Raw genomic sequence first — 26,470 nt, 5'->3', positions numbered from 1 at the left:
CGGACGGACGTGGCTGGAGGTACTGGCCGAGCATCACGCGTTCCGCACGGCGTACCCGCCGGAGCGGGAGGCGCAGTGGCGGCCCTTCCTCGACGGGGCGGGGGCGGGCCGGTCGACGGTCAGGAAGTTGTACATCACTCGCGCCTCACGCCCGTCCCGCCACCGCGCCTGTCGGTCCGGTCACTTGTAGGTCCCCTCGTACACCTGCCGGGCCTTCTCCACGGCCGCCGGGTTGTCCTTGAACTTCGGGTCGAACTGGAACGCCTTGACCTTGGAGAGGTCCCCGTTGGCCTTGGCGATCTGCTGGAGCGCCGCGTACTCGACCCGGTCCATCTCCACCAGCCCCTGGCCCGAGACCGGGAAGGTGCGTCCGCTGTCCTCCACACGGTAGCGGCGCCCGTTGATCTCGTACGTGTTGCCGTCGTCGAGGAGCTTGGCGCGGCCCTCCGCGATGCCCTTCACGTCGTCCTCCACGGCCTTCTCGTTGCCGCGCAGGATGACCGTGTTCTTCTCGTTGACCTGGCCGCTCTTGGAGCCCGCGATGGTGTGGCGTTTGTTCGGCGGCTTGAGCGTCTTGCCCGCGGCGGGACCCTTGACGCCCGGGTCCACCTCGAACTCGCACTCGTTGTTGTGCACCAGCGCGAACGCCCCGCCGACGCCCACGTAGTACGAGTGCAGCCCGTCGACCTCCAGGTCGTGCGTGACCTGCCGCTGGGTGAAGCGCCACACGGAGGTGACCGGCGCCGCGCCGCCGCCGGGCAGCCGCAGCAGGTCGCCGCGCCCGATCGTGCCCGCGTCCGCCCAGCCCCGCCGTCCGAGCAGCCAGAAGGGGTGCGTGTCGGTGGCGGTGACCGTGCCGGCCGGGGTGCCGAGGGTGGTGAAGTCCTTGTCGTCGTACGTGGTGAACGTGCGGGTCACCTCGCGCACCGCCGGGCGGCCGGTGGCCGGGTCGTTGGCGAGGACGTGGTCCCCGGCCCGTACCGACTCGATCGGCACGCCGGTCCCGTCGGCGCGCAGCACGCGGGTGCCGGGCGGGAAGCTGTGGCTGACGGTGCAGACGGTGGGCTTGTCGTCCGGCTTGTCATCCGGCTTGTCGTCGGGCTTGTCCCCCGGTTTGTCGCCGGGCTTGTCGCCGGGCTTGTCGGGGTCCCACTTCTTCCCGGCGTCCTCCAGGGCCTTCTCGGCGTCCTTGACCTTCTTGCGGCTCTTGATCAGCCCCTTCAGGCCGTCGTAGAGGTCACCGCCGTGCTTCTTGATGGCCTGGATGAGCTTGTAGGCCTTCTTCCACTTCCACGGCGCCCCGTACTTCGCCGCGAGCTTGCCCACCGCCCCGCCGATCAGACTCGTCAGGATGTTGATCAGCGTCTCGGTACAGGCGCCCATGTCGCCCTTGGTGATGCAGTCGAAGGCGTCGGTGATGCCGAGTTCGTCGGCGAGGATCTTGGCGAGCTCCTTGGCCGCGTCGACGGCCTTGTCGGTGTTGCTCTTCTCCTCGTCCTTCGCGTCCTGGAGGTCCTTGACCGCCTGCTCGTACCGCTGCTGCTCGGGGGACTTGGACGCGTCCGGGTCCGAGACGGGCGTGCCGTCGCCCCCGTCTCCCCCGTCGCCGCCCTCGGCCACGTCCTCGGAGCCGCCGCCGCAGTCGCCGCCACCGGTGATCTTGCAGATCTGGACCTTGACCTCTTCGGTGACGGCGCTGCCCATGCCGGTGGCGAAGATCGCGCCGACGACGGCGACGACCACGGCGACCAGGCCGAGGTACTCCAGCGCACCCTGCCCCCGGGTGCCGTCACGCCGCCGCCGGTCGGCCCGCAGGCCCAGCAGCCGCGCGCCGGTACGCGGCACACGGGCGCGCACCGCGGCCCGCATCCCGCGCCGGACGCGCCTGATCGTCCCGGTACCTGCCCCCGTACCTGCCCCCGTACGTGCCATGTGACCGAAACTAGCTGTCGGGGGGTGGGGGGAGCATGGGCCCGAGGACCCAACTCGCTGCTGGTGAGGACTTATTGGAGTCTCGTGCGGCGTACGCGTCGGGGCCCGGGCCGCCTGCGGTGGCGGTCCGGGCCCCGGACGTCGGTCGGGCCTGCGGGTTGACGGGCTGGCGTGCCTGGCAGGCCCGTCGGGCCCGTCGGGTCAGGTCTTGGGCGCGTTCTCGCCGCGCGGGAAGGAGACCTCCACGCGGCGGTTCTTCTTGCGGCCCTCTTCGTTGGAGTTGTCGGCGATCGGGTACTGCTCGCCGTAACCCCGCACCTCGTAGGTGACGCCCGCGCTGTTCAGCGCCTTGGACAGCACGCCGTAGACCGCGTCCGCGCGCTGCTTGGACAGCACGTCGCCGTGCTCGGACGACCCCAGGTTGTCGGTGAAGCCGAAGACGCGGACCTTCTTGGAATCCTGCTTCTTGATCTCGTCGGCGATCGCCTGGATCCGGGAGCTGGCGGCCGGGCTCAGCACGGCGCTGTCCTTGCCGAAGAGGACCTCGGCCTGGAGCGCGAACTTCACGTCCGAGTTGGTGTCCTCGCGGCGCTCCTCGCCGCCCATGGACTCGACGACGGACTTGATGTCGAGGACCTTGGGCGGGGCGAGGGTGGCCCCGTCGACCATCTTGAGGCCGGCGGCCTTGGGGTCGACGGTGACGGGCGGTGAGGCCGAGGTCTCGCTGCCGGGAGGCGCGCTGGGCGTCTCGTCCGCGTGCGCGTTCGTCGCGGCCAGAACGTGGGATCCCGCGAGCACCAGGGTCGCGACCACGGTGGTCACGGCGAGGCGCGTGGACGGGATGCGGGTCAGGGTCATCTCCGCCCTCATCCCGAGATCTTGACGGCGGCGGCAGGGAACGTCGGGAGCTGGAAGTCCACCTCGGTGGTCGCGTCCGGCGGGGCCGGGAACTGGAAGAAGACCGGGATCGACTTGCCCGGGTCGATCTTGTCCAGGCCCGAGGTGCACAGGCAGCGGCCCTCCGTGTCACGGAGGATGTAGTAGCGCTTCTTGCCCGTCTTGTCGACGAGCGTCGCGCCCGCGACGGAGATGCCGCCCCCCATGACCTCCTTCTCGGTGCCGCGCCATGCCGACATGTCGTAGAAGGCCGCCGAACCGTTGTTCTTCATCTGGCCGTTGACCGTGACGAAGCCGCCTGCCTCGCGCTTCACCGTGTTGATGATCAGGTCGATGTCCTTGGGCCCCTTGACCGTGGCCAGGGTCGTGCTCGTGTCGGGCACGACCGTGCCGGAACCGTCGCCGGACGCACCGGGCTTGGGTGCGGCCGTCTTGGACGGCTCGTCCTTCTGCTGGCCGGTGCCGCACGCGGCCACCGTGAGAGCCAGGGTGGCGGTCATGACCACCGCCGCCGCCCCCCTACGCGCCTTCAGGATGTGCCGCATGCTCATGTGTGGGGTTCCTTTTCTCGTCATTCGCTATTCAGTCGACCAAGTAGACGTCGAAGAGATCTTTCGCGGTGGGCAGATCAGTGGGGTTGTGACCCGGGTCGAAGATCTTCCACTTGCACTTCAGCAAGGGGATCGGCATGGTCGGGTCGGGGTTCGGCAGGATGGTGCACAGGGGCTTCACCTCTGCCTTGGCAAAGGCGTGGGAGCGCTTCTGCTCCGTGCCCGGGATCACCGACTTGCCGATGCCCTTCCAGGCGTCGCCGGTGTACGCGAGCCGGAAGCCCGGCTCCACCCCGCAGGCGGCATGGTCGGCGTCGTTCTGGTAGCCGTAGCGCACGCCCGCCGGGCACTCCGTACCGAGAAGCCCCAGCTGCCCGTTGAAGATGATCTGCCAATTGGTCGGGACGGCCACGTTGGCCAGCCAGGCGAGCGCCAGGTTGTCCCGCGCCTCCTGGGCCGCGCCCAGTGCCACGGAGTCCGCCGCCCCCTGCGCGCTGTTGCGCGCGGCCGATGCCTGTCCCACCGCGAAGAACGCGAACGCGAGGAAGAGCAGGCCCGCCACCATCACTACGTAGATGGGGAAGGCCTGCCCTCTGTCCTGCGTCGTGCGAAGGGCCAAGTGGCTCAGCCGGCCTTGATCTTGTCGATCTGCTCGTTGATCTTGGTGGTGATCTTGCCGCCGATGCCCGTACCGACGATCGCACCGATGATCACCACGACCACCATGATGATGCCCAGGTACTCCAGCGCCGTCTGACCCTTCGAGCGCTCGCGGTCGGTCATGCGGCTGACCACGGTGTTCTTCCAGCCGTTGACGCGGACCTGGGTCTCGACGGCGGCCTTGAGCAGAGTGTCGTTCGACATGGTGGTCCCCTCCGGGTTCGGCCGACCGTGTGCCGGCCGACTCGTACGTCTTCGTGTCGTTGTCCGCGGTACCGGCTTCCTCCTGGCCGGTGCCGCTTTCGACACGAGAAACGTACGCCCGGACACCGGACCCAGAAGAGGGTCCCAGGGCCCAATCCCGGACCCAAGCCGGGAGTTGGGCCCGTGAGACGGGCGCGGGGGTGGTGTCACGCACGGCCGCCACCCCGCTCCCCGGCGTGGTCCGTGCGGGCCGTGCCCAGCCAGACCGCGATGGCCTCGCTGCGGCTGGTGCTGTGCAGCTTGGCGAAGATCCGGTTGATGTGGTTCTTCACGGTCTTCTCGCTGATGAAGCAGGTGGCGGCGATCTGCTGGTTGCTCATGCCCGACGCGATCAGGTCCATCACCTCCACCTCCCTCGAACTCAACCCGAAGTCCCGTGCGCCGCCGCCTGCTTGGGACGGTGCCGCGGCCGGGGACGGGTGCGCCCACTGCCGCTGGAAAGACTGTGCCACAACTGGTTGCACTTGCGAAGGGGATTCGCCGAAATTCTTTGAATCCTGCCCGGCGGTGGGGTTCATGGGCGGTTGCGGTGGCACCGGAACTGGCTGCATCTGCACAGACGGGCCTTGCTGGTGCACCGGCACGCCGTAAGCCCTCCCCAGCCCGTCCGGCAGCGCTGGTGCCTGCCCCGTTCCCCCGCGGAACTGGGCGAGCAGCGCGTTCGCCGCCGTGGGCGTGAAGTGGGCGCGGCCCTCCTTGACCCCGCGCACCGCCGCGACCAGCTGGTCGGCGGTGAACTCGCCGTGGACCAGGTAGCCGCCCGCGCCCAGGCGCAGGGCCTCCTGCACGATCTCGTTCTCGCGGCTGTACGTCAGCATCATCACCGGTGCCGCCTGGACCAGGTACGGCAGCGCGGAGATGCCGTCGACCCCGGGCATCCGCACGTCGAGCAGGATCACGTCGGGGCGGGTGGCGTGGGCGGCCTGGAGGGCCTGCTGGCCGTCCGCGGCCTCCGCGACCACCTGGATGTCCTCGCGGCCGTCCAGGAGCACGGTGAGCCCGGCCCGTACGACCGGGTTGTCGTCGGCCACCACCACCCGCAACGGCCGGGTGGCGGTGGGTTGCTGGGGGATCGCGGGCAGGGGTGGGCGGGCCGCGGAGTGTTCCGAAGGCGGCGGGGCGGTGTGGGACGACGTGTGCTGCGAGACGTGGGGGGCGGTGTGGTGCTGTCCCGAGGTTCGGGAGAACTCGTCCGGCATGGCGGCCTCCTCTCAGAGGGTGGGGACTGCGAGCGGCGTGCGGTTCAGTGCGGTGAGGCGCTCACCCCCGCCTGGGCCGGTGCCGGGTCCGCGGGCAGGATCGCCGCCACGGGCAGGTCGAGGCGGACCTCGGTGCCCGAGGCCGTGCGGCCCCTGCCGATGCGGATGCGGGCGCCGATGCCGGCCGCCCGCTCGACCATGCCGACCAGGCCGAAGTGGCCCGAGCGGCGCAGCTCTTCGAGGCTGGTGCCGGGCGGCAGGCCCCGGCCGTTGTCCAGCACGCTCACCCGCAGTACGGCGTCGACGATGCCCGCCTCCGCGGTGACCCGGGTGGCTCCGGCGTGCCGGTGGGAGTTCTCCATGGCCTCGGTGGCGATGGTGAGCATCTGCCGGGCGACGGCGTGCGGCACCAGCGGGACCGCGCCCGTCCCGGTGGGCCGGAAGGACGCGTCGATGCCGGTGCGGCGGCCGAAGTCCTGCACCCGGGCCTGGAGTTCTTCGGTGACGTCCACCCCGTTGGCCTGGAGGTCGCTCTGGCGGCGCAGGTCGCTGAGGAGTTCGCGGGACTCGGCTGCGGCCCGCCGGGCCGCGCGGGCGACCAGCTCGGCCTGGTGCTTGACGGTGAGCGGGTCCATCCGGTCGGCGGACCCGGCGAGGCCGTCGGCGGCGAGCGCCAGGCCGTGCAGGGTCTTGGCCACCGAGTCGTGCATCTCCCGTGCGAGGCGGGCCCGTTCGCCGAGGACCGCCTCGTTGACCGCGAGCCGGGACTGGGCCTCGGTGAGGGCCTGGCTGGCGGTGCCGAAGCGCAGCAGCAGGTTGCGCAGGGTCACCCCGATGGCGCCCGCGACCACGCAGAACCCGGGCAGCAGCAGGGCGTTGCCCAGCATCGCGACCGGGTCGGTCCCGGCCGCGTACACCGCGAAGAGGATCAGGGTCTGCAGTCCGGCGAAGACGCCCGCGCCCCGCCAGCCGTACGCGAGCCCGGCCAGCAGCGGGGTGCAGATGGTGACGTACCCCAGGGTGCTGTCGGGGCCCGCGGTGATCAGCAGCAGCGCGCCGAACAGGGCGTCCACCGCGAGCAGCGCGGGGTGGCGCAGCAGCAGCGGCCCGAACCGCTCCCAGTCGCGGAAGAGCAGGTACGAGACCATGAACGTGACGAGCACGCCGGAGGCCACCAGGAAGACCGGCAGGCCGGGGCGGACCGAGCCCAGCGCCAGCGGCGTGGACAGCGCGATCATGGCGAGCCGGAACCCGAACACCTGGCGGCACAGCGCCTGCAGGGCGTTGACCTGGATCGCCAGGGTGGGCGTGTGCTCCGGGTTGGCGGCGGCCCTGGCGAGCGAGCCGCTGCCCAGGCCCCCGGTTATCCGGCCGAACTGGAGCGCCACCGGTGTTCCCCCTCCTCGGACACGGTCAGACCCCGATGGAGCCGAAGTCGGCGTTGGCGCCGAAGACGAAGGCGGCGACGAGCAGGATCATGGTGGCCGGGACCATGATCGAGGTGATCGTCAGCGTCGCCTTGGGCACGGCCTTGGCGGCCCGGCGCCGGGCGTTCTGGGCGTCGGTGCGGCGCATGTCGTTGGCGATCTGTATCAGGGTGTCCACGATCGGGGCGCCGAGCTCCTCGCCCTGCTGGAGGGCGGTGACGAACTGGGCGACCTGCTCGGAGTTGTTGCGGCGGCGCAGCTCGTCGAAGGCCTTGCGGCGGCTGACGCCCATGTCCATCTGGCGCAGGGTGATGCGCAGTTCGTCGGCCCAGGGGCCCTCGTACTTGTCGGCGACGCGCTCCAGCGCCTCGCGGAAGCCGAGGCCGGCGCTGACGACGACGGCGAGGACGTCGAGGAAGTCGGGCAGGGTCCGCTCGATCTGGTCCTTGCGCTGGCGGATCGCGGCGTAGATGCCGATCTCCACCCAGAACACCCCGAAGGCGATCATGAACAGGGCGAGGAAGGGCTGGCCGCGCAGGATCATGGCGAACGCGCCGAGCAGCCCGAGGGCGCCGTAGACGGCGCGCCGGGCCGCGTACCGGTCGATGGTCAGACCGCCCGGGTTGCCCGCGAGGTCGATCCTGCGGCGGACCTTGTTGACCCGGGCGGGCCCCATCATGTTGAGCACCGCGGGCGCGTACCGCATGCCGAGGCGGTCGACGGCCGAGCCGACGGCGGTGGTGCGGGTGGCGCCCACCTCCAGGGCGACGGCGAGGTCGCCGGGCAGCTTGGCGTCGGCGCGGTACATCCGTACGCCGTAGAACGCCCCGAAGACGCAGAGCCCCAGGGCGAGGGCGAGCAGCAGTCCCGTCATGGTCCGTTCCCCTCCCTCAGATGTCGATCTTGGACAGACGGCGGATGACGAAGACCCCGACCCCGTACAGCACCATGGAGGTGACGACGGCGGCCTGGCCGATGAAGGAGCCGGTCATCCGGTCGATGGCGCCGGGCATCACCCGGTCGAGCAGCAGCAGCGCGCCCAGGCCCATCGCGGGGACGGCGTACGCGGTCATGTTGACCTGCGACAGCTGGGTGCGGACCTCGCGGCGGGTCTCCTTGCGCTCCTCCAGTGTCTCGGTGAGGTTGCGCAGCGAGCCGACGACCGTGCCGCCCGCCCGGTTGGACAGCACCAGCGTGGTGACCAGGACGACCAGCTCGCGCGAGGGCAGCCGGTCGGCCAGCTCGCCCAGCGCGTCGTCGATCGAGTGGCCGACGGCGAGCTTGTTGGCGACCCGGCCCAGCTCCTCGCCGGCCGGGGCCTCCAGCTCCTCGGCGGCCATGGCGAGCGCGGTGCGCAGGGCCAGGCCCGCCTGGGTGGCGTTGGCGAGGATCCGGGAGAGCTCGGGCAGCTGGTTGATGAACCGCTCGATGCGCTTGTTGCGCTGCCAGTTGAGGAAGCCGAAGGCCGCCCACAGGCCGAGCAGTCCGGCGATGGGCCCGAAGAAGGACGCCAGCACCGCCTGGGCGACGAACCACAGGCCGAGCACGGTCACGACCATGTAGACGAAGAACTCGCCGGGCGTGACGTCCAGGCCGGTCGCGGCCAGCCGGTTCTCGATGCGCTTGCCGAACGCGGTGCGCCGCAGCCTGCGGTCCAGCTCGCGGAAGCGGCGCCGGCGCCCGGTGTACCCCTCGATCTGTCCGGTGTGCGACAGCCGGTCGACCAGGGCCTGGCGCTGGGCCCGGCCCGAGGACCAGGCGTGCACGCCCATGACACCGAGCACGCCGAAGAGGAACACGGCGCCTATCGTCAGCAGAGCGAGATTGTCCATGTCGGGCTACCTACTTGGCCTCTCGGGTGGCGAGCTGTTCGTCGAGCGCGGCGACGCCGAAGGCCTGCGGGATGGGCTGGCCGGCCATGTAGAGGCGTTCGGCGACGCGGCGCGGGACGGGGAAGTAGCGGAACGCGCCGTGCACCCGGCCGTCCCCGGCCATCGGCTGGGCGTCGAAGCGGGCGACGGTGGCGAGCCGGAAGGGCTCCCGGCCGCGCGAGTCCAGCATGGCGATCTCGGTGATCTTGCGGGAGCCGTCGACGTGCCGGGTGAGCTGGACGATCACGTCGATGGCGCTGTTGATCTGGTCCCGCAGCGCCTCGAAGGGGATCTTCACCTCGGACATGGAGGCCAGCGTCTGCAGACGCATGATGGCGTCCTCGGCGTTGTTGGCGTGCACGGTGGCGAGCGAGCCGTCGTGGCCGGTGGACATGGCCTGGAGCATGTCCAGGGTCTCGCCGCCGCGGACCTCACCGACGATGATGCGGTCGGGGCGCATGCGCAGGGAGTTGCGGACCAGGTCGCGGATGGTGATCTGGCCCTTGCCCTCCACGTTCGGCGGGCGGGACTCCAGGCGGATCACGTGCGACTGCTGGAGCTGGAGCTCGGCGGAGTCCTCGATGGTGATCACGCGGTCGCCCTCGGGGATCAGCCCGGACAGCGCGTTGAGCAGGGTGGTCTTTCCGGTGCCGGTCGCGCCGGAGACGATGATGTTCAGCTTGGACTGCACCAGCGCCGACAGCAGGTAGAGCATGTGGTCGTCCAGCGAGCCGAAGTCGATCATCTCGCGGAGCGTGAAGGCCCGGGGGAAGCGCCGGATGGTGAGGGTGGCGCCGGACAGGGCGAGCGGCGGGATGATGACGTTGACGCGCTCGCCGGTGGGCAGGCGGGCGTCGACCATCGGATTGGACTCGTCCACGCGGCGGTTGACGGTGGAGACGATGCGCTCGATGGTCTGCATCAGCTGCTCGTTGGAGGCGAACCGCATGGGCAGCAGCTCGACCCGGCCGCCGCGCTCGACGAATATCTGGTCCGGCCCGTTCACCATGATCTCGGTGATGGACGCGTCCTCCAGGAGCGGTTCGAGCACGCCGAGGCCGAGCGCCTCGTCGACCACCCGGCGGATCAGCTGGGAGCGCTCGGTGGCGGAGAGGACGGGGCCCTCGCGGCTGATGATGTGCCCGAGGACCCGCTCCAGGCGGGCGCGCCGCTCGGTGAGCGCGAGCGCGGACATCTCGGCGAGGTCGATCTCCTCGAGGAGCTTGCCGCGGTACGTCGCCACCAGGTGACCGTCGTCGCGCCCGCCCGTGCGCTCCTCGGGGGCGGTGATGCGTGACCGCAGACTCATGGGCGTGGACTCCTCGCGGTGGTACGGGGGTTGGGGCGGTCAGAAGGGGTTGCCCGCAGGCATGGTGACGCTGCGGCTGACGTGGCCCCAGTCGTCGATGCCGGGGACGAGGGAGGGGATCTTGAGGGTGACGGTGGCGGTGAACTCTCGGTAGGCCGGCCCTGGGACGTAGCGCCAGTCATCCCAGTCGTCCTGCAGCCAGTCGCTGACCGCCGCCCGCGCCTCGCGCTCCCCGTTGCCGTGCCCGTAGTCGCTCGTGGCGGCACGGGCTCCCGCCCGGGCGGCCGTGTTCGCCTGCGAGACCGCGTAGACGGCGACGCCCAGCTGGATGGCGAGGAACGCGACGATCAGCAGGAGCGGCAGGAACCCCGCGTACTCCAGGGCCACTTGGCCGCGATCGCGGGTGCGCTTGCGGTTCACCATGCCGTCGACCCCTCCCCGACCGAGCTGGCCCGCGCCGTGACCTCGAAGGGGAAGGCGATGGTCCCCGGGAAGAGGACGGGCACGGTCAGCTTGACCTCGACGTCGTAGCTGTCACCCGGCGAGGCGTACCCCGAGCACCTGACGTCCGAGCCCTCCAGCCACGTGTCCAGGTCCTCCCTGGCCGCCGCGCCGCACGCGCCGCCCCCGTGCACCGCCCCCTGCCTCGCCCCCTCGTCAGCCGCGTTCCCCGCCAGGACGTACGTGTAGCCCAGCAGCGCGCACTGCCACATCAGGATGCAGGTGACGGCGATCAGCGGGAACATGCCGAGGAACTCCACGGCGACCTGTCCCCGGTCGCCGGTTTTCCGCGTACGCAGCGTACGGATGACGCGCATCGCTCAACTCTCCCCCTCGGTGCGGCCGCCGCGGCGGCGCCGGATGCCGACGGAGCCCCGGTCGCCCCGGTACTTGCCCGGCTTCTCGGCGACCTCTGCCGTCTTCACGATTCCCAGTTCGCCCGCCAGGCCCCACAGGGCCTGCTTGACGGTGCTCTTGCTCTCCAGGTCCTGCATGCGGCCCGCGTCGACCGCCGACTGCAGCTCCTTGAAGTTGGCGGGCACCACGGTGCGGGCGACCTTCGTGCCGGTGATCCGCTCGACCAGGGGCGGCTGGATCTCCGTGTTGCGGGTGTAGCGGTTGATCAGGGTGACCGTCTCCTCCGCCTTGCGGATCTGCAGGCGGTCCCACAGGCGCACCATGCGCTTGGTGGCGCGTACGGCGATCACGTCCGGGGTGGTGACCATCAGGGTGGTGTCGGCCATCTCGATGGCGGCGGCGTTGGCGCCGGTCATCTGGGTGCCGCAGTCGATGACCACGACCTCGTAGCGGTTGCGCAGGGCGCTGACGATCTGGCGCACGGCCCGGTCGGTGACCTCCTCGCCGCGCTCGCCCTCGCCGGGGGCGAGCAGCAGCCCGATGCCGCTGGCGTGGCTGAAGACCGCGTCCTGGAGCACCCGGGGCGAGATGTCCTGGATGCCGGCGAGGTCGACGACGGAGCGGCGGAACTGCACGTCGAGGTAGGAGGCGACGTCGCCGGCCTGGAGGTCGAAGTCGGCCAGGGCGGTGCTCATGCCGGAGGCCCGGGCGGCGAGGGCGAGCTGCACGGCGGCGGTGGTGGCGCCGACGCCGCCCTTGGCGCCGGAGACGGTGAGGACGGTGCCGCCGGGGCCGGTGAAGACGTCGCTGCTCTGGCCGAGGTGGCGGCGCACGCCGACGGACCAGGCGGCGGCCGCCTGGACGCGCTGGGCCAGTTCCTCGTACGACAGGGGCAGGCCGACCAGGCCGCGGGCGCCGGAGTCCATGGCGGCCGAGTAGAGGCCGGGGCTGGCGTCGGCGGTGACCAGGATGACCCCGACCGCCGGGAAGCGCAGGGCGACTTCCCGGATCAGTTCGAGCGCGGGGACCGGGCCGATCCGCTCGTGGACGAGCACGACCTCGGGCAGTTCGTCGATGGACTCGCCGGCGAGCCGGGCGAGGGTGTCGATGAGCGAGGTCGAGTCGCCGACCGGCCCGGCTGGCTCCGCCTCGGGGAGCTGGCTGAGCAGGGTGGTGACGGAGCGGGCGGCGTCGGCGTCACCGACGGCCGGGAGGATTCTGGTCATGCCCTCACTTGTCCCCTTCGAGGGTGTACTTGCTCTCGCCGGGGCGCAGCGTGGTGGGGCTGCCCTTGGCGAGCAGGGCGAGGCGGACGTGGGCCGCGAAGGACTCGGCGTACGCGACGCGCTGGGCGTCCTTGGTGTTCAGGGCGAAGGTGATCGGCACGGCCTGGGTGACCGCCCGGTCGCGGTCGTCGGGCTTGGGCTCCAGGGCCGTGAGCTTGCCGACGTCGATGACCTTGGCGTTGGCGACGATGATCCGGGACTCGTTCCTGGTGCCGTCCTTGTCGCCGCCGAAGGTGGCGAAGATGTTGACGGTGTCCCCGGGGGTGATCTTGCCCGCGACGCCGGTGGCGGCGTCGATCATGATGGCGATCTCCTGCTCGCCCGCGCCGACGGCGGGGCGCGTGATGAACATGTCGTCCTGGAGGAGCGAGCCGGCCCGCAGGTTGGTGACGGCGATCTTGCCGTTCACGATCGAGAGGTCGGTCACCGCGTTCTTGGAGAGCCACCGCTTGGGCATTTTGATCTTCTCGAACTGGGCCGGCTGCAATCCCGTGTACGACGAGATATCCGACTTGATCCGATAGGCGTCCACCTCGGGCCCGACCTTCGAATTCACGTCGCTGATCACCGAGATGACACCGACGAACGCGGCGAACGCGCAGAGGACCGAGAGCAGGAGGAGGATTATGCCGCGACGCTGGCGTGAATTCATGAGCGGGACGACCTCGTTGGGGAGACGTTTGCTGACGGAGCGGGTGCCGCGCGGCGCGGTCCTGGCGCGGGGCACGCCGTAGCCGGTCCGGGCGGACCGCCGCGGGGGCGGTTACGACCCGTGGTGCATGGGTGTTCCGTGGTTCAGGACACCGGCGGCGTGCGTTTGGTTCTCGGGGGGTGCGAGCGGGGCGGAGCAGAAGCCGCAGCGGTCACCGATGAGTTCGATGCCGCACCACGTGCACCGTTCCCGGCGTACGGAGGCCACGAGCTGGTACACGACGGAGATGTCGGGCAGGAAGGCGGCGAACTCGACCATCTTGGGGGTCCCCCACCAGCGGGGCGAGTCGACGGGCAGCGGCACCTCCTGCGTCCCCTGGCAGCGCCAGGCCGGTACGAGCGTCTCGGTCACCCAGTCGGTGGCGAGCGGGCCCTTGGCGAGGACCAGCTGGGTGGCGAACTCGGGTCCCGCCAGGTCGCCGGCGCCGATCTTGACCAGCTGGGGCGCGGGGTTGGCGAGGACGCCGAACTGGGAGCCGGGCACCCAGGACTTGGCGTGGCTCTTGAGGCTGACGGGCACCCGGTCGAGCTTGGTGACGGAGTTGAGGAGCGCGCCCGCGTAGACGTAGTGGGAGAGCAGCCGGGCGGCCGAGGCGACGACGCCGGGGCCGAAGTCGCAGACGGACAGCTGGCGCAGCTGGCGCATCAGGACGGCGAGGCCGAGCGGCGGGAGGTCCGACTTGAGCAGCGCGATGCGGTCGCTCTCCAGCACGGAGCGGATGGTGTGCAGGCGGCGCTCGTGCGCGACGGGGAGGGACGCCGGGTAGAGCGCGATGACGTAGCCGTGCTGCTCCAGGAGGACGTGCATGTCGGCCAGGGCGGCGTCCAGGGGCTGGGCGTCGGGTGACGCCAGCAGGGCCGCTGTGGGTGTCTGGTGGTCGGTGGGTGGGAGTACCAGGTCAGGACTGGTCACAGCGAGGGCGGTCGGCACGGTCATTCCCCGTTCAGCTCCAGCCGCCGATGTCCCGGCGGCCGCAGTCTTCTCTGCTCGTGCTCCTGCCCCTGCACTTTATCCACGTCTTACCAGGCAGAGAACACCTTTCAGATCGCAGTACGGGATCACACGGGTGCGATACGACGGCAAAACTGGACGAAGTCGCCATTGGTTAACTCTTGTATTTCCCGGGGGACATGAGCGAATCTCATGATCGTTTTCCACTGGGCCCGGCGCCCGCCTCCGTCTTGGGTCCCGGTTGGGCCCTGGGACCCACGCCAGAGCGCCCCTGACCTGCGTACGCTCCCCTTCCGATTCCCCGTGCGAGTGGCGTACGGGGTTCCAAGGGGGGCGTCTGATGAGACGGGACCGGGGCGCGACAGCCACCGAGTACCTCGGGACGGTCGTGGTCGTCGCGACCGTCATCGGGGCGGTCGGCGGGCTGGGGGTCGGCACCGCCATCACGCAGAAGATCCTCTGTGCGATCGACGGCGCCCAGTGCTCCGGGGGCGGCACCACCGCCAAGCCCGGCGGGAAGACCGACGCGGACTTCGAGCCCCCGCTCTGCCAGATCTCGTCCATCTCCGACAAGGCGGGCGCCAAGGCCAAGATCCTGTTCTTCGAGTGGGGCCAGGAGTACGGCTTCCAGCAGCAGACGTTCAAGGCGAAGACCGACGTCAACGGGGACGGCAAGGTCGACGACAACGACCAGCAGGTCACCATGACCTTCACCGACGCGGCCTCGATCGCGGCCAAGAAGGACTGGAAGCCGGGCGCGAAGATCGGCAAGTTCGGCTCGGACAAGGTGGAGCTGGGCGCCGGCATCAAGGTCACCAACGGCGACACCTGGATCTTCAACAGCGAGGCGGAGGCCCAGTCCTTCCGCGACGACCTGGAGAAGCTCAAGACGTACGAGCTGTCCAACCGGCAGTCCAACGCCAACGGCGGCGGGCTCGGCAACAGCATCCTCTACTTCTTCGGCAAGGGCCCGATGGCCGAGGAGGAGAAGCTGCGCAACCGGATCAACGACAAGCTGGGCAACCGGCACATCAGCTACGGAAAGGTCGGCCTGGAGGCCAGCGCGGCGGGCGGCCTGAAGATCGGCGCCGGGGACGAGAAGAAGCTGTCGGCCACGCTCGGCGGCAACTTCAAGTTCTCGCCCGAGGCCACCTGGACCGACAACGACTTCAAGGGCACCAAGGCGTACACGTACAGCGCCGCGATCGAGTACGGCACCAAGGTCGGCTACGAGGCCGGTCCGGTCAGCGGCGACTACTCCGCCTCCACCACCCAGACGGGCACGATCACCGTCACCCACGACAAGAAGACCGGCGAGCTGCTGCGCATCGACATGACCCGGACGGTGGAGAAGGGCGGCACCAAGGACGGCGTGAAGGTCGGCGGCGACAACGGCAAGTCGGGCGACGACAAGCGCGGCGGCAGCGGCAGCGTCAAGGGCAGTGACCAGACGACCGGCATCGAGGTGGTCACCAACTCGATCGTGCTCAAGCCGGGCGCGGAGGGGGACGCGGCGCGCAAGGTCGCGCAGGAGTGGCTGGACGGCAACGGGCAGTACGGGATGCCGTTCTCGTACATGTTCGACGACCACGCCCCCACCAAGCGCCCGGGCGCGGACGACCCCTTCGGACAGCTGCTCTTCGACCAGGGCCTGTCCAGCAGGACCACGTACACCGGCCAGACGCAGGCCGCGGAGTACGGGTTCGAGCTGAACCTCGGTCTCAGCCTGGGCTTCTCGGTGTCCACCGAGAAGAAGGAGGAGACGCTGGACAAGGCGCAGTTCCTGGGCGCCCCCAACGGCGACAGCCGCAGCTATGTTCCCTACAGCTACTGTGCGAACTGACCCCGGGAACAGGAGCCGAACCTGATGAGCACCAAGAAGACCGTGCCGTGGCTGGTGGCCGTCTGCGCGCTGGCGGGCCTGGCCGGCTGCGGCTCGGACTCCGCCACCGGGACCGTGCCCGAGGGCTGGGCGACGATGACGACGGCGTCGGTGGACGTGGCCCGGCCGCCGTCGTTCACCGAGCAGCCGGCCGGCGAGCGCAGCAAGTACAACGCGGCGGCGGCCACCCTGAAGGAGGGCGCCAAGCCCGTCTCCATGATCACCGTGCAGATCGGCTTCACCAACGCCGACTCGGTGGAGGAGGCGGCGATCGGCGCCGAGGCCGGGATCGCGCTGGGCTCCACGCTGGGCGAGCAGCAGGACGTCGAGGTGGGCGGCACGAAGGGGAAGGTGCAGGCCCGCCGGATCGACTTCGACTTCACCGAGAAGGGCGACCGCTACCACGGCGTGATCGTCGCGGGCCTGGACGCCCGGAAGAAGTCGTACGCGGTACGGGTGGACGCCCTCAAGGGCAGGCTCGACGAGGGCGACCTGGACCGGATCATCGACTCGATCACGGTGAAGTAGGCGCGCGGTGGAGATCCCCGGCGGCGACTGGCTGTTCTTCGGCGGCATGACCGCCCTGTTCGGCTTCCTGACCTTCTCCTACGGCCGCAGGCTGGCCCGGGTGGTGCGCGCGCTGCGCGGCGGCGCGCGGGCCGAGGGCACCTGCGTGCGGGTGGAGACCGAGCCGTACAACCGCTCCGACGCGGAGCGGCACTTCTTCGCCTTCCGGACCCCCGAGGGCCGCGAGGTGGAGTTCGAGGACCTGTCGGGGCGCTCGGTGAAGGCCGGGACGCCGGTGACGGTGACGTACGACCCCGCCGACCCGGCGCGCACGGCGACGGTGGCGGGGCGTGGGAACTGGGGGCCGGTGGCGCAGTACGCGCTGGTGGTCGCCGGGTGCGCGTTCGCGACGGCCGGGTTCCTGGCCGTCCTCCTGTTCACGGTGGTCCTGTAAGGGGGCCCGCGAGGACGTCCCGGCAGGGACGGCAGTGGCCGACGGCGAGTGGAGGCGAGTGGTGATGACGCGGTACGACTACCCGGGGGCGCCCGCCCGGCGGGAGGACGGGCGCGGGGCCGCGGCCTTCGCGCTGCTGCGGGCCTGGGCGGCCGGCATCGTCGCCCTGGTGGTCACCGAGTACGCGCAGGCCACGCTGGTCTACGACCACCTGGCCGGGGACGGTGAACTGGAGTCCTTCGGCGGCCGGATGCTGCTGGTGCACCTGCCGAACGCGCTGTGCGTGGCGCTGGCGGCGTGGGCGGCGGGCCGGGTGCACAGCGACCCGTTCCGCTGGTCGTCGCCGCAGCACCTGGCGGCGGTGCTCGCGGTGCCGGTGGTGGCGCAGCTGCTGAGCATGGTGGTGCAGTGGGACCGACTGGCCCTGGAGGGGCTGCTGTTGTCCAACGCGGTGCTGGTGGTGGGGTGCGTCGCCGGGTACGCCGCGGACCGTTTGCAGGACGGGGACTGAGACCCCCGCGCAACGCTGCTGTCACGGGCCCTCCGCCGAGGCGGGGGGCCCTTCTTCGTGCGCGTGTCACACGGGCTTCGCGGGCGCTTCACGGGCGGTTCGCGGGCTGTTCGCAGGCGCGTCGCACGCGTTTCGCGGGGGCTTCACGGGCGCTTCGCAGGGGTTTCCCGGGGTTTCGCGAGGGCGAGTTGCTGCCAGAGGTCTTGACAACCCAATTGGTCTGGACCAAATTTCACCTCCAAGCGGTGGCCACCGTTCGCGCACTCCCTCCCCTCTCCCCTCCCACCCCTTCCCCCCTCCGGAGGCAGCAAGTGGACCGCACCCCACGGGCCCGAAGACTGACGGGCGGAGCCCTCGCCGGCGCCCTCACGGCCGGACTCGTCCTGGTCGGCGGCGCCGGGACCGCACAGGCGGCGGACGTCAACAACGCGAAGAACGCCGGCTTCGAGGCGGGCCTGTCCAGCTGGAGCTGCAGCGCCGGCAGCGGCGCCGCCGTCTCCTCGCCGGTCCGCACCGGCACGGGCGCCCTCAAGGCGACGCCCGCCGGGCAGGACAACGCCAAGTGCACCCAGACGGTGGCCGTGAAGCCCGGCTCCACGTACACGCTGAGCGCCTGGGTCCAGGGCGGTTACGCCTACCTCGGCGCGACCGGCACCGGCACCACCGACGTCTCCACCTGGACGCCGGACAGCCCGTCCTGGAAGCAGCTCACCACCACCTTCACCACCGGCGCGAGCACCACCTCCGTCACGGTCTACACCCACGGCTGGTACGGCACCTCGCCCTACCTCGTGGACGACGTGAGCGTGTACGGGCCCGACGGCGGCGGGGGCGGACAGGACCCCGACCCGACCGTGCCGAGCACCCCGGCGGGCCTGGCCACCGGCACCGCGACCACCTCCTCCATCCCGCTCAGCTGGGGCGCGGTCACCGGCGCCACCGGCTACAACGTCTACCGTGACGGCGCCAAGGTGCAGTCGGTGAGCGGGACTTCGGCCACCGTCACCGGTCTGGCCGCGGACACCGCGTACTCCTTCCAGGTCTCGGCCACCAACGCGGCCGGGGAGTCGGCGAAGTCGGCCGCCGTCACCGGGCGCACCGCCAAGAACGGCGGGGGCAACCCCAACCCGACGGTGCCCAAGCACGCGCTGACCGGCTACTGGCAGAACTTCAACAACGGCGCCACCGTGCAGAAGCTGCGGGACGTCCAGTCCCAGTACGACATCATCGCGGTGTCGTTCGCCGACGCGACCAGCACGCCCGGCCAGCTCGCCTTCAACCTCGACCCGGCCGTGGGCTACGCCTCCGTCGCCGACTTCAAGGCCGACATCGCCGCGAAGAAGGCCGCGGGCAAGTCCGTGATCCTCTCGGTCGGCGGCGAGAAGGGGTCCGTCGCCGTCAACAGCGACGCCTCCGCGACCGCCTTCGCCAACAGCGCCTACGCGCTGATGCAGGAGTACGGCTTCAGCGGCGTCGACATCGACCTGGAGAACGGGATCAACTCCACGTACATGACCAAGGCGCTGCGCCAGCTGTCCGCCAAGGCCGGTGCGAACATGGTCCTGACGATGGCCCCGCAGACGATCGACATGCAGTCCACCGGCACGGAGTACTTCAAGACGGCGCTCGCCGTGAAGGACATCCTCACAGTCGTCAACATGCAGTACTACAACAGCGGTTCGATGCTCGGCTGCGACGGCCAGGTGTACTCGCAGGGCTCGGTGGACTTCCTCACCGCGCTCGCCTGCATCCAGCTCCAGGGCGGCCTCGACGCCTCCCAGGTGGGCCTGGGCGTGCCGGCCTCCACCCGGGGCGCGGGCAGCGGGTACGTCGACCCGCAGATCGTGAAGAACGCGCTGGACTGCCTGGCCAAGGGCACCAGCTGCGGGCGGTACAAGCCCGCGCAGACCTACCCCGGCATCCGCGGCGCGATGACCTGGTCCACCAACTGGGACGCGACGGCGGGCAACGCCTGGTCCAACGCGGTCGGCCCGCACGTGCACGGCCTGCCGTAACACCCGCACCGCACCACCGCACCACTCCTTCCCCGCGAACGCGGCGTGGCGCCACCGCTCCCCCGGTGGCGCCACGCCGCGTTTCCGGCATCCGGGCCGATCCCCCGTCCCGAGCATGGCCGACCGACCGTCTTGACCGGTCCATGTCATGCCGTCACCATGTGCCGGACAACCGCTCCACGCGTCGCACTGAGCCCCACCCCCACGCTCCCCACCCAGGAGATCCAGGAGACAGCATGCGACTACGCCTACGGGCAGGACGGTCCGCCACCCTCGCGGCCCTCCTCGCCGTCGCCCTCGCCGCGCCCCTGTCCGCGAACGCCTCGCCCTCCCCGGCCCCCGGCCCCGCCCCGGCCGCCGCGGCCGAGGAGCTCACCGCCCAGTACGAGGTGCACGGCCCCGCGTCCCCGGCCGCCCGCACCGCGCTCGCCGCGACCGGCGTGGCGATCGACGAGGTGGACGACCACTCGGTCGTCGTCAGCGCCACCCGCGAGCAGGCCCGCCGACTGCGCGCGCAGGGCTACGAGCTGACCGCGCTGCCCGGGCCGCCGGACCGCTCGGCCGGGGTCGCCGCGCAGCCCTTCGACTTCCCCTCGGCCGACTCCCGCTACCACAACTACGCGGAGATGAACGCGGAGATCGACCAGCGCATCGCCGCCTACCCCTCGATCATGAGCAAGCGCGTGATCGGCAAGAGCTACCAGGGCCGGGACATCATCGCCGTCAAGATCAGCGACAACGTGGCGACCGACGAGAACGAGCCCGAGGTCCTCTTCACCCACCACCAGCACGCCCGCGAGCACCTCACCGTCGAGATGGCCCTGTACCTGCTGCGGGAGTTCGGCGCCGGGTACGGCTCCGACCCGCGCATCACCAGCGCCGTCAACGGCCGCGAGATCTGGATCGTGCCGGACCTCAACCCGGACGGCGGCGAGTACGACATCGCCACCGGCTCCTACCGCTCCTGGCGCAAGAACCGGCAGCCCAACTCCGGCTCCTCGTACGCCGGTACGGACCTCAACCGCAACTGGAACTTCAAGTGGGGCTGCTGCGGCGGCTCCTCCGGCTCCACCTCGTCCGAGACCTACCGCGGCCGGGCCGCCGAGTCCGCGCCCGAGGTGAAGGTCGTCGCCGACTTCGTGCGCTCCCGGGTGGTCGGCGGCAAGCAGCAGATCCGTACCGGCATCGACTTCCACACCTACAGCGAGCTGGTGCTCTGGCCGTACGGCTACACCTACAACGACACCGCGCCGGGCATGACGCAGGACGACCGCGACGCGTTCGCGGCCGTCGGGCGGAAGATGGCGGCCAGCAACGGCTACACCCCCGAGCAGTCCAGCGACCTGTACATCACCGACGGGTCGATCGACGACTACCTCTGGGGCAGCCAGAAGATCTTCTCGTACACCTTCGAGATGTACCCGCGCTCGGGCGGCGGCGGCTTCTACCCGCCCGACGAGGTGATCGAGCGCGAGACCTCCCGCAACCGCGACGCGGTGCTCCAGCTGGTCGAGAACTCCGACTGCATGTACCGCTCGATCGGCAAGGAACAGCAGTACTGCACCGCCTCCTGAGCCGTTCGACGCCCCACTGGACGAGGGGGCCGGGTGCGCCCCGACGCGCCCGGCCCCCTCTCTCCGTACCTCCGCTCGGCCCGCTAGACGAAGAGGCTCAGCACGGCGGCGACCGCGAAGCCCGCCAGCGAGAGCACCGACTCCAGGACCGTCCAGGACTTCAGGGTGTCCCGCTCGGAGATTCCGAAGTACTTGGAGACCATCCAGAACCCGCCGTCGTTGACGTGCGAGGCGAAGATCGAACCGGCCGAGATCGCCATGATGACCAGCGCCAGGAACGCCTGCGAGTGGTCGCCGTTCTCCAGCAGCGGGAGCACGATGCCCGCCGTGGTGACGATGGCGACGGTGGCCGAGCCCTGGGCGACGCGCAGCACCAGGGAGATCAGGTAGGCGAGCACGATGACCGGCAGGCCCACGCCGTTGAAGGTGTCGGACAGCGCCTGGGCGACGCCGCTGGCCTTGAGGACCGCGCCGAAGACGCCGCCCGCGCCGACCACCAGCAGGATGTTGCCGACCGGCTTGAGCGAGGAGGTGGAGACCTGCTCCAGGGACTTGCGGCTCCAGCCGCGGCGGATGCCGAGCAGGTAGTACGCGAGCAGCAGCGCGATGGTCAGCGCGACGAACGGGTTGCCGAAGAACTCCACCACCGAGCGGAGGGTGGAGGGGTCGAGCGCGATGGAGGAGAACGTCGCGGCGAGGATCAGCACCAGCGGGGTGCCGATGATCGTGAGGACCGTGGCGAGGGAGACCGGGGCCTCGGCGCCCTCCTGGCGCTCGGCGGCGACCGCGGCCTTGGCGTCCTCGGCGGCCTCCAGCATGTCCTGCGGGACCTCGACGAAGATGCGCTTGCCGATCCAGGCGGCGTAGGCCCAGGCGGCCAGCACGGCCGGGACGCCGACCACGACGCCCATCAGGATCACCCAGCCGAGCGAGACCTTGAGCAGTCCGGCGGCGGCGACCGGGCCGGGGTGCGGCGGCAGGAACGCGTGGGTCATCGACAGGCCCGCGAGCAGCGGCATGCAGTACAGCAGGATCGACTTGCCGGAGCGCTTGGCGGCGGCGTACACGATCGGCGCGAGGACGAAGATGCCGACGTCGAAGAAGACCGGGATGCCGAAGATCAGGCCGGTCAGGCCCATCGCGAGCGGGGCGCGCTTCTCGCCGAAGAGGGCCAGCAGCCGGGTGCTCAGCACCTCGGCGCCGCCGGAGACCTCCAGGATCGCGCCGAGCATGGTGCCCAGGCCGATGATGATGGCGACGTGGCCGAGGATGCCGCCCATGCCGTTCTCGATGACGGAGACGGCGGCGGACTTCTGGACGGTGCCGAAGAGTTCGGTGACCGACAGGCCGGCCGCGAGGCCGACGGTTATGGAGACGGTGAGCAGCGCGACGAACGGCTGGAGCCGCACCTTGATGATGAGCAGGAGCAGGAGCGCGATGCCGAGGGCGGCGACGGTGAGCAGACCGGCGGTGCCGTCGATCAGCAGGAGCAGCCCCCCGGTGTGGGGTGGCGTCTCGGCGGCAGGGGCCGCGGCGGCGAGCAGCATGGCGGGGGAACCTCTTTGTTCACACGGTTTTCGGGTAGGGGGGAGCGCGGCACGGCGTCCGTCGGTGCGGCGCCGCGCCGGGTGGGGGCACGGGGTGGTTCTGGTGGTTCAGGGGAGTTCTTGGGGGGTGCGTGGGCGTACGGGGGGCAGGGCGCGGGGCGCCCCGGTGCGTGCCGGGGCGCCACCGCCGGTCCGGGCGGCGCCGGAACGGGTCAGCCGAGGACCGCGAGGGCGTCGATCTCGATGAGGAGGCCCTTGGGCAGGCCGACGTAGACCGTGGTGCGGGCGGCGGCGGGGGCCTTGAGGCCCTGCTCCTCGAAGTAGGCGTTGTAGATCTCGTTCATCTCGGCGAAGTGGTCCACGTCCGTGAGGTAGACGCGCATCATCATCACGTCGTCCCAGCTCGCGCCGCCCTCCTCCAGGATCGCCTTGACGTTGGCGAAGGTCTGCAGGGTCTGCTCGCGCAAGGTCGGGCCCGCGGGCGTCGGCGCCTGGCCCTCGACGGCGGGCAGGAAGCCGACCTGGCCCGCGACCTGGAGGATGTTGCCCTTCTTCACGCCGTGCGAGAACTTCGCGGGCGGGGCGGTGTGGGTGGCGGGGGTGATCGCGGTCTTCTCGCTCATGGTGTTCCTTCAGTCCTTCACGGGGGTGCCGGAGTACTCCCGGCTGATGGCGTCCGCGGTGCGGCGCACCAGCGGGAGGAGGGTGAGGAGTTCCTCGGCCGTGACGACCACGTTGGGCGCCGAGACCGACATGGCCGCGACCAGGCGGCCGTCCGCGCCGCGGATCGGGGCCCCGACGCAGTTGATGGACTCCTCGTGGCCACCGAGGTCGGTGGCCCAGCCCTGTTCGCGCACGGTCGCCAGCTCCCTGAGGAAGGCGTCCGCGTTCGGCGTCGAACGGGGCGTGTACATGGGGTAGTCGAGCCGGGCGGCGACGGACCGCCGCTCGGGCTCGGCCAGGTCGGCGAGCAGCAGCTTGGCGACGGCGGCGACGGTGATCGCGACGGGCTTGCCGATGCGCGAGTACATCCGCACCGGGTAGCGGCTCTCCACCTTGTCGATGTAGAGCACCTCGTTCTCCTCGTAGACCGCGAGGTGGACGGTGTGCCCGATCTGCTCGTTGAGCGCCACCAGGTGGGGGTGGGCGATCTCGCGGACGTCGAGGTTCTCCACGGCCTCCTGGGCCAGGGCGAAGAGGCGGGCGCCGAGCCGGTAGCGCTGGTCCTGCTGGCGGTAGACCAGGCCGTGCTCGTCCAGGGTGCGCAGCAGGCGCAGCGCGGTGGACTTGTGGACGCCGAGCCGCTCGGCGACCTGGCCGAGGTCGGCGGGGCCCTGGGCGAGCAGCGGCAGGATGCTCAGCGCGCGGTCGACGGTCTGGCTCATGGGGTGGGTACCTCCTCGGTGGCCTGGCCGGCCGCGGTCCAGCCGGGGCCGAGGTGAAGTGTCCCCCAGGCCGCGTCGTCCAGGGCGGCCAGCCGGTCGGCGTGCGCGGCGGCGGGCGGGGCGCCGAGGTCGCCGGGGACGGTGAGGGCGGCGGCGGCCATCAGGTGGCCGTGCCGCAGCCGGTCCTTCACGGGCAGGCCGCGCAGGGTGGCGGAGAGGAACCCGGCGGCGAAGGCGTCCCCGGCGCCGACCGGGGCGACGACGTCGACGCGGGGGGCGGGGACGAAGAGCGGGGGTTCGTCGCGGACCAGGGCGACGGCGCCGCGGGCGCCCTGCTTGACGACCAGGACCTCCGGTCCGGGCAGCGCGTCGCGGACCGCGTCCGCCCCGCGCAGGCCCCAGGCCTCCTCGGCCTCGTCCTCGCCGACGAAGACCAGGTCGGCGCCGCGGGCCAGGTCGAGCAGGAGCGCGGGCCCGTCGGGGTCCTCGCGCCACAGGCCGGGGCGGTGGTTGACGTCGAAGGAGACGAGCGGGCGGCCGGGGCGGGGCCGCAGCAGGCCGGTGACCAGGGCGCGGCAGTGCGGGGAGAGGGCGGCGGTGATGCCGGACAGGTGCAGTACCCGGGCGTCGTCGAGCACGGCGGCGGGGACCGTGTCGGGGGACATCGCGGAGGCGGCGGAGCCGGCCCGGTAGTAGAGCACCTCGTGGGCGTCGGTGGCGCGGTCGGTGGCGGTGCGGAAGTAGATGCCGGTGGGGCGCTCGGGGTCGCGCTGGACGGCGGAGACGTCGACGCCGTAGGAGCCGATGGCCTCGACCAGGTGCTCGCCGAAGCCGTCGGCGCCGACCCGGCCGACCCAGCGGGCGCGGTGCCCGGCGGCGGCGAGGGCGCAGGCCACGTTGGACTCGGCGCCGCCGATGGCGCGGGCGAAGGAGGGCACGTCGGCGAGGCGTCCCGGGCACGTGGGCAGGAACGTCACCATGGACTCGCCGAGGCAGACGACGTCGACGGCCGGGGTTCCGCTCACCGGGGGCTCCTTGTCGATCATGCGGGTCCATTGACCCGGCGTTGGCCCGGATGTTAGACAGCATTAAGCGATATGCGCAATGGGTGTTGCACATGCTGCAACACCACCTCGTGAAGGAGGCCCCCATGCCCGCCCGGAACGCGACCGCCGCGCTCGAGCAGCTCGCCGACGAACGTGTCGACCACCGTTTCAAGGCGCTCCCCCCGGACGCCGAGGGCCTCACCGTCCGCGAGCTCGCGGCGCAGCGGCGCAACCTCTTCACCGGCGGCTTCACCACCCCCGTGCTCGCCCTCTCCGCCGAGCGCCTGGAGCACAACCTCGCGCTCCTGGAGGCGTACGCCGAGCGGCACGGGCTCACCTTCGCCCCGCACGGCAAGACCTCCATGTCCCCGCAGCTGTTCGCCCGCCAGCTGGAGCGCGGCGCCTGGGGGATCACCGCAGCCGTCCCCCACCAGGTGCGCGTCTACCGGGCGTTCGGCATCCAGCGGATCATGCTCGCCAACGAGCTGGTGGACGCGGCGGCCCTGCGCTGGCTCTCCGCCGAACTCGACGCCGACCCGGACTTCCGGTTCCTCTGCTACGTGGACTCGGTGCGCGGCGCCGCCCTGATGCAGGAGGCGCTGGCCGCCGCGGGCGCGGTGCGGCCGGTGGACGTGGTGGTGGAGCTGGGCGCGGGCGAGGGCGCGCGCACCGGCGCCCGCACGGAGCGGGAGTGCGCCGAGATCGCCGATGCGGTGGCCGCCGCGCCGCACCTGCGCCTGGTGGGCGTGGCCGGCTACGAGGGCGAGGTCCCCGACGCGACGCCGGAGCGGGTACGGGCCTGGCTGCACCGGCTCACCTCCCTGGCGGCCGACTTCGACCGCGCGGGCCGCTTCCCCGCCGACCTGGCCGAGATCGTGGTGAGCGCCGGCGGCAGCGCCTGGTTCGACGCGGTCGCGGAGGTCTTCGCCCAGCTGCCGCCGCTCTCGCGCCCCGCGCTGAAGCTGCTGCGCTCGGGGGCGTACGTGACCCACGACGACGGGCACTACCGGCACCTGACCCCCTTCAACCGGGTCCCCGAGGAGGGCGCCCTCCAGCCCGCGTTCCGGCTCTGGGCGCAGGTGGTGTCGCGCCCGTCGCCGGAGCAGGCGTTCCTCAACGCCGGGAAGCGGGACGCGGCGTACGACCTGGACCTCCCGGAGGCCCAGGTGGTGCGCCCGGCCGGGACGGGGGAGGAGCGCCCGGCGGAGGGCGTCGAGGTGACGGGGCTGTCGGACCAGCACGGGTGGGTGCGGACGGGGGCGGGGGCGGACCTGGAGGTGGGGGACTGGCTGGGGATGGGGCTGTCGCATCCGTGCACGAGCTTCGACAAGTGGCAGCTGATCCCGGTGGTCACGGCCGACGGCACGGTCACGGACTACGTCCGCACCTTCTTCTGACCCCCACCCCGTGCGCCCCGGGCCCACCGGGCGAAACCCAGCCCGTCCGGCGCTTGAGGACGGACCCGGGGGCGGCGGGCCCGAGCCCGACTCCCCGCTGTACCAACCAGCCCGTCCGGCGCTTGAGGACGGACCCGGGGCACGACCTGCCGAGGTCAACTCCCCGCCCCTCCCGCCGCCGGAGGCTTTCGGGAAGGGGCGGGTAGGGGACTCCAAGGCCCGCACCCCGGTGCGC

At 71.3% G+C, this 26,470-nt stretch carries 26 protein-coding genes; 7 read left to right on the top strand and 19 right to left on the bottom strand.

The features are described 5' to 3' along the window. Positions 1 to 180 precede the first annotated feature (180 nt). The 15 genes from ABT160_RS41190 to ABT160_RS41120 all read right to left on the bottom strand — a co-directional run bounded on the left by ABT160_RS41190 (position 181) and on the right by ABT160_RS41120 (position 13,902). Positions 181 to 1,845: a polymorphic toxin-type HINT domain-containing protein gene (locus tag ABT160_RS41190; protein WP_351654015.1), complete on the bottom strand. Its 1,665-nt coding sequence runs from the start codon at positions 1,843 to 1,845 to the stop codon at positions 181 to 183. A gap of 288 nt (positions 1,846 to 2,133) precedes the next feature. Next, complete coding sequence (locus tag ABT160_RS41185; protein WP_351654013.1) at positions 2,134 to 2,802, bottom strand: OmpA family protein; 669 nt, start codon at positions 2,800 to 2,802, stop codon at positions 2,134 to 2,136. Further along, positions 2,799 to 3,380 (bottom strand): hypothetical protein, encoded by a 582-nt coding sequence (locus ABT160_RS41180; RefSeq protein ID WP_351654011.1) that lies wholly within the window; start codon positions 3,378 to 3,380, stop codon positions 2,799 to 2,801. Before ABT160_RS41180 ends, ABT160_RS41185 begins: the two co-directional genes overlap by 4 nt. Before the next feature lie 31 nt (positions 3,381 to 3,411). Next, entirely contained in the window at positions 3,412 to 3,999 is a 588-nt protein-coding gene (locus ABT160_RS41175; protein WP_351654009.1) for a pilus assembly protein TadG-related protein, read from the bottom strand. A gap of 5 nt (positions 4,000 to 4,004) precedes the next feature. Beyond that, a complete protein-coding gene (locus ABT160_RS41170) occupies positions 4,005 to 4,244 on the bottom strand; it encodes a hypothetical protein (RefSeq protein WP_351654007.1) in 240 nt (79 codons plus the stop codon). Positions 4,245 to 4,450: 206 nt separating this feature from the next. After that, complete coding sequence (locus tag ABT160_RS41165) at positions 4,451 to 5,503, bottom strand: response regulator (RefSeq protein ID WP_351654005.1); 1,053 nt, start codon at positions 5,501 to 5,503, stop codon at positions 4,451 to 4,453. A 44-nt stretch (positions 5,504 to 5,547) separates the two neighbouring features. Continuing rightward, positions 5,548 to 6,891 (bottom strand): sensor histidine kinase, encoded by a 1,344-nt coding sequence (locus tag ABT160_RS41160; RefSeq protein WP_502984394.1) that lies wholly within the window; start codon positions 6,889 to 6,891, stop codon positions 5,548 to 5,550. 25 nt (positions 6,892 to 6,916) lie between these two features. Continuing rightward, positions 6,917 to 7,804 carry a DUF5936 domain-containing protein gene (locus ABT160_RS41155; RefSeq protein ID WP_351654004.1) on the bottom strand — a complete coding sequence of 296 codons (888 nt, stop codon included), beginning with the start codon at positions 7,802 to 7,804 and terminating at the stop codon, positions 6,917 to 6,919. A gap of 16 nt (positions 7,805 to 7,820) precedes the next feature. Continuing rightward, on the bottom strand, positions 7,821 to 8,762 hold the full coding sequence (locus ABT160_RS41150; protein ID WP_351654002.1) for a type II secretion system F family protein: 942 nt from the start codon (positions 8,760 to 8,762) through the stop codon (positions 7,821 to 7,823). 10 nt (positions 8,763 to 8,772) lie between these two features. Further along, entirely contained in the window at positions 8,773 to 10,110 is a 1,338-nt protein-coding gene (locus ABT160_RS41145) for a TadA family conjugal transfer-associated ATPase (RefSeq protein WP_351654000.1), read from the bottom strand. Between the two features lie 39 nt (positions 10,111 to 10,149). Beyond that, positions 10,150 to 10,533 carry a TadE/TadG family type IV pilus assembly protein gene (locus ABT160_RS41140; protein ID WP_351653998.1) on the bottom strand — a complete coding sequence of 128 codons (384 nt, stop codon included), beginning with the start codon at positions 10,531 to 10,533 and terminating at the stop codon, positions 10,150 to 10,152. Beyond that, positions 10,527 to 10,928: a TadE family protein gene (locus ABT160_RS41135; RefSeq protein ID WP_351653996.1), complete on the bottom strand. Its 402-nt coding sequence runs from the start codon at positions 10,926 to 10,928 to the stop codon at positions 10,527 to 10,529. Before ABT160_RS41135 ends, ABT160_RS41140 begins: the two co-directional genes overlap by 7 nt. A gap of 3 nt (positions 10,929 to 10,931) precedes the next feature. Then, positions 10,932 to 12,194, bottom strand: a complete 1,263-nt coding sequence (locus tag ABT160_RS41130; protein ID WP_351653994.1) for a CpaE/TadZ family protein — start codon at positions 12,192 to 12,194, stop codon at positions 10,932 to 10,934. 4 nt (positions 12,195 to 12,198) lie between these two features. Then, positions 12,199 to 12,906, bottom strand: coding sequence for a Flp pilus assembly protein CpaB (cpaB, locus tag ABT160_RS41125; RefSeq protein WP_351653992.1), 708 nt, complete (start codon positions 12,904 to 12,906; stop codon positions 12,199 to 12,201). Positions 12,907 to 13,017: 111 nt separating this feature from the next. Next, entirely contained in the window at positions 13,018 to 13,902 is an 885-nt protein-coding gene (locus tag ABT160_RS41120; RefSeq protein WP_351653990.1) for a hypothetical protein, read from the bottom strand. A gap of 355 nt (positions 13,903 to 14,257) precedes the next feature. On the opposite strand from ABT160_RS41120, the gene ABT160_RS41115 reads away from it, so the two are divergent. The 6 genes from ABT160_RS41115 to ABT160_RS41090 all read left to right on the top strand — a co-directional run bounded on the left by ABT160_RS41115 (position 14,258) and on the right by ABT160_RS41090 (position 20,860). Next, entirely contained in the window at positions 14,258 to 15,760 is a 1,503-nt protein-coding gene (locus tag ABT160_RS41115) for a hypothetical protein (protein ID WP_351653988.1), read from the top strand. A 24-nt stretch (positions 15,761 to 15,784) separates the two neighbouring features. Then, positions 15,785 to 16,327 carry a hypothetical protein gene (locus ABT160_RS41110; RefSeq protein WP_351653986.1) on the top strand — a complete coding sequence of 181 codons (543 nt, stop codon included), beginning with the start codon at positions 15,785 to 15,787 and terminating at the stop codon, positions 16,325 to 16,327. A 7-nt stretch (positions 16,328 to 16,334) separates the two neighbouring features. Next, positions 16,335 to 16,760, top strand: coding sequence for a DUF3592 domain-containing protein (locus ABT160_RS41105; protein ID WP_351653984.1), 426 nt, complete (start codon positions 16,335 to 16,337; stop codon positions 16,758 to 16,760). Positions 16,761 to 16,824: 64 nt separating this feature from the next. Further along, entirely contained in the window at positions 16,825 to 17,271 is a 447-nt protein-coding gene (locus tag ABT160_RS41100) for a hypothetical protein (protein ID WP_351653982.1), read from the top strand. A gap of 311 nt (positions 17,272 to 17,582) precedes the next feature. Further along, positions 17,583 to 19,286, top strand: coding sequence for a chitinase (locus tag ABT160_RS41095; RefSeq protein WP_351653980.1), 1,704 nt, complete (start codon positions 17,583 to 17,585; stop codon positions 19,284 to 19,286). A 236-nt stretch (positions 19,287 to 19,522) separates the two neighbouring features. Then, positions 19,523 to 20,860: a M14 family metallopeptidase gene (locus tag ABT160_RS41090; RefSeq protein ID WP_351653978.1), complete on the top strand. Its 1,338-nt coding sequence runs from the start codon at positions 19,523 to 19,525 to the stop codon at positions 20,858 to 20,860. 83 nt (positions 20,861 to 20,943) lie between these two features. Here the strand turns inward: ABT160_RS41090 and ABT160_RS41085 are convergent, their stop codons facing one another. From ABT160_RS41085 to ABT160_RS41070, 4 genes are all read right to left on the bottom strand, one after another. Then, on the bottom strand, positions 20,944 to 22,407 hold the full coding sequence (locus tag ABT160_RS41085) for a GntP family permease (protein ID WP_351653976.1): 1,464 nt from the start codon (positions 22,405 to 22,407) through the stop codon (positions 20,944 to 20,946). Between the two features lie 212 nt (positions 22,408 to 22,619). Continuing rightward, on the bottom strand, positions 22,620 to 23,030 hold the full coding sequence (locus tag ABT160_RS41080; protein WP_351653974.1) for a RidA family protein: 411 nt from the start codon (positions 23,028 to 23,030) through the stop codon (positions 22,620 to 22,622). 9 nt (positions 23,031 to 23,039) lie between these two features. Beyond that, on the bottom strand, positions 23,040 to 23,792 hold the full coding sequence (locus ABT160_RS41075; RefSeq protein ID WP_351653972.1) for an IclR family transcriptional regulator: 753 nt from the start codon (positions 23,790 to 23,792) through the stop codon (positions 23,040 to 23,042). Beyond that, positions 23,789 to 24,838, bottom strand: coding sequence for a sugar kinase (locus ABT160_RS41070; RefSeq protein ID WP_502984393.1), 1,050 nt, complete (start codon positions 24,836 to 24,838; stop codon positions 23,789 to 23,791). The genes ABT160_RS41075 and ABT160_RS41070 overlap by 4 nt, the downstream gene beginning before the upstream one ends. A 104-nt stretch (positions 24,839 to 24,942) precedes the next feature. Between ABT160_RS41070 and ABT160_RS41065 the strand changes: the two genes are divergently transcribed. After that, entirely contained in the window at positions 24,943 to 26,235 is a 1,293-nt protein-coding gene (locus ABT160_RS41065) for an amino acid deaminase (RefSeq protein ID WP_351653968.1), read from the top strand. Positions 26,236 to 26,470: the final 235 nt, after the last annotated feature.

It is taken from the genome of Streptomyces sp. NPDC001941, assembly GCF_040296945.1.
Lineage (GTDB): Bacteria > Actinomycetota > Actinomycetes > Streptomycetales > Streptomycetaceae > Streptomyces.
Note: the sequence above shows the minus strand (reverse complement) of the source record. Positions and strands in the feature narration are given on the sequence as shown.

Coding starts and splice junctions, on each gene's coding strand:
- ABT160_RS41185 (WP_351654013.1), bottom strand. CDS start 2,802: ATGAGGGCGGAGATGACCCTGACCCGCATCCCGTCCACGCGCCTCGCC.
- ABT160_RS41180 (WP_351654011.1), bottom strand. CDS start 3,380: ATGAGCATGCGGCACATCCTGAAGGCGCGTAGGGGGGCGGCGGCGGTG.
- ABT160_RS41170 (WP_351654007.1), bottom strand. CDS start 4,244: ATGTCGAACGACACTCTGCTCAAGGCCGCCGTCGAGACCCAGGTCCGC.
- ABT160_RS41165 (WP_351654005.1), bottom strand. CDS start 5,503: ATGCCGGACGAGTTCTCCCGAACCTCGGGACAGCACCACACCGCCCCC.
- ABT160_RS41155 (WP_351654004.1), bottom strand. CDS start 7,804: ATGACGGGACTGCTGCTCGCCCTCGCCCTGGGGCTCTGCGTCTTCGGG.
- ABT160_RS41150 (WP_351654002.1), bottom strand. CDS start 8,762: ATGGACAATCTCGCTCTGCTGACGATAGGCGCCGTGTTCCTCTTCGGC.
- ABT160_RS41145 (WP_351654000.1), bottom strand. CDS start 10,110: ATGAGTCTGCGGTCACGCATCACCGCCCCCGAGGAGCGCACGGGCGGG.
- ABT160_RS41140 (WP_351653998.1), bottom strand. CDS start 10,533: ATGGTGAACCGCAAGCGCACCCGCGATCGCGGCCAAGTGGCCCTGGAG.
- ABT160_RS41135 (WP_351653996.1), bottom strand. CDS start 10,928: ATGCGCGTCATCCGTACGCTGCGTACGCGGAAAACCGGCGACCGGGGA.
- ABT160_RS41130 (WP_351653994.1), bottom strand. CDS start 12,194: ATGACCAGAATCCTCCCGGCCGTCGGTGACGCCGACGCCGCCCGCTCC.
- cpaB (WP_351653992.1), bottom strand. CDS start 12,906: ATGAATTCACGCCAGCGTCGCGGCATAATCCTCCTCCTGCTCTCGGTC.
- ABT160_RS41120 (WP_351653990.1), bottom strand. CDS start 13,902: ATGACCGTGCCGACCGCCCTCGCTGTGACCAGTCCTGACCTGGTACTC.
- ABT160_RS41115 (WP_351653988.1), top strand. CDS start 14,258: ATGAGACGGGACCGGGGCGCGACAGCCACCGAGTACCTCGGGACGGTC.
- ABT160_RS41110 (WP_351653986.1), top strand. CDS start 15,785: ATGAGCACCAAGAAGACCGTGCCGTGGCTGGTGGCCGTCTGCGCGCTG.
- ABT160_RS41100 (WP_351653982.1), top strand. CDS start 16,825: ATGACGCGGTACGACTACCCGGGGGCGCCCGCCCGGCGGGAGGACGGG.
- ABT160_RS41090 (WP_351653978.1), top strand. CDS start 19,523: ATGCGACTACGCCTACGGGCAGGACGGTCCGCCACCCTCGCGGCCCTC.
- ABT160_RS41085 (WP_351653976.1), bottom strand. CDS start 22,407: ATGCTGCTCGCCGCCGCGGCCCCTGCCGCCGAGACGCCACCCCACACC.
- ABT160_RS41080 (WP_351653974.1), bottom strand. CDS start 23,030: ATGAGCGAGAAGACCGCGATCACCCCCGCCACCCACACCGCCCCGCCC.
- ABT160_RS41075 (WP_351653972.1), bottom strand. CDS start 23,792: ATGAGCCAGACCGTCGACCGCGCGCTGAGCATCCTGCCGCTGCTCGCC.
- ABT160_RS41070 (WP_502984393.1), bottom strand. CDS start 24,838: ATGATCGACAAGGAGCCCCCGGTGAGCGGAACCCCGGCCGTCGACGTC.
- ABT160_RS41065 (WP_351653968.1), top strand. CDS start 24,943: ATGCCCGCCCGGAACGCGACCGCCGCGCTCGAGCAGCTCGCCGACGAA.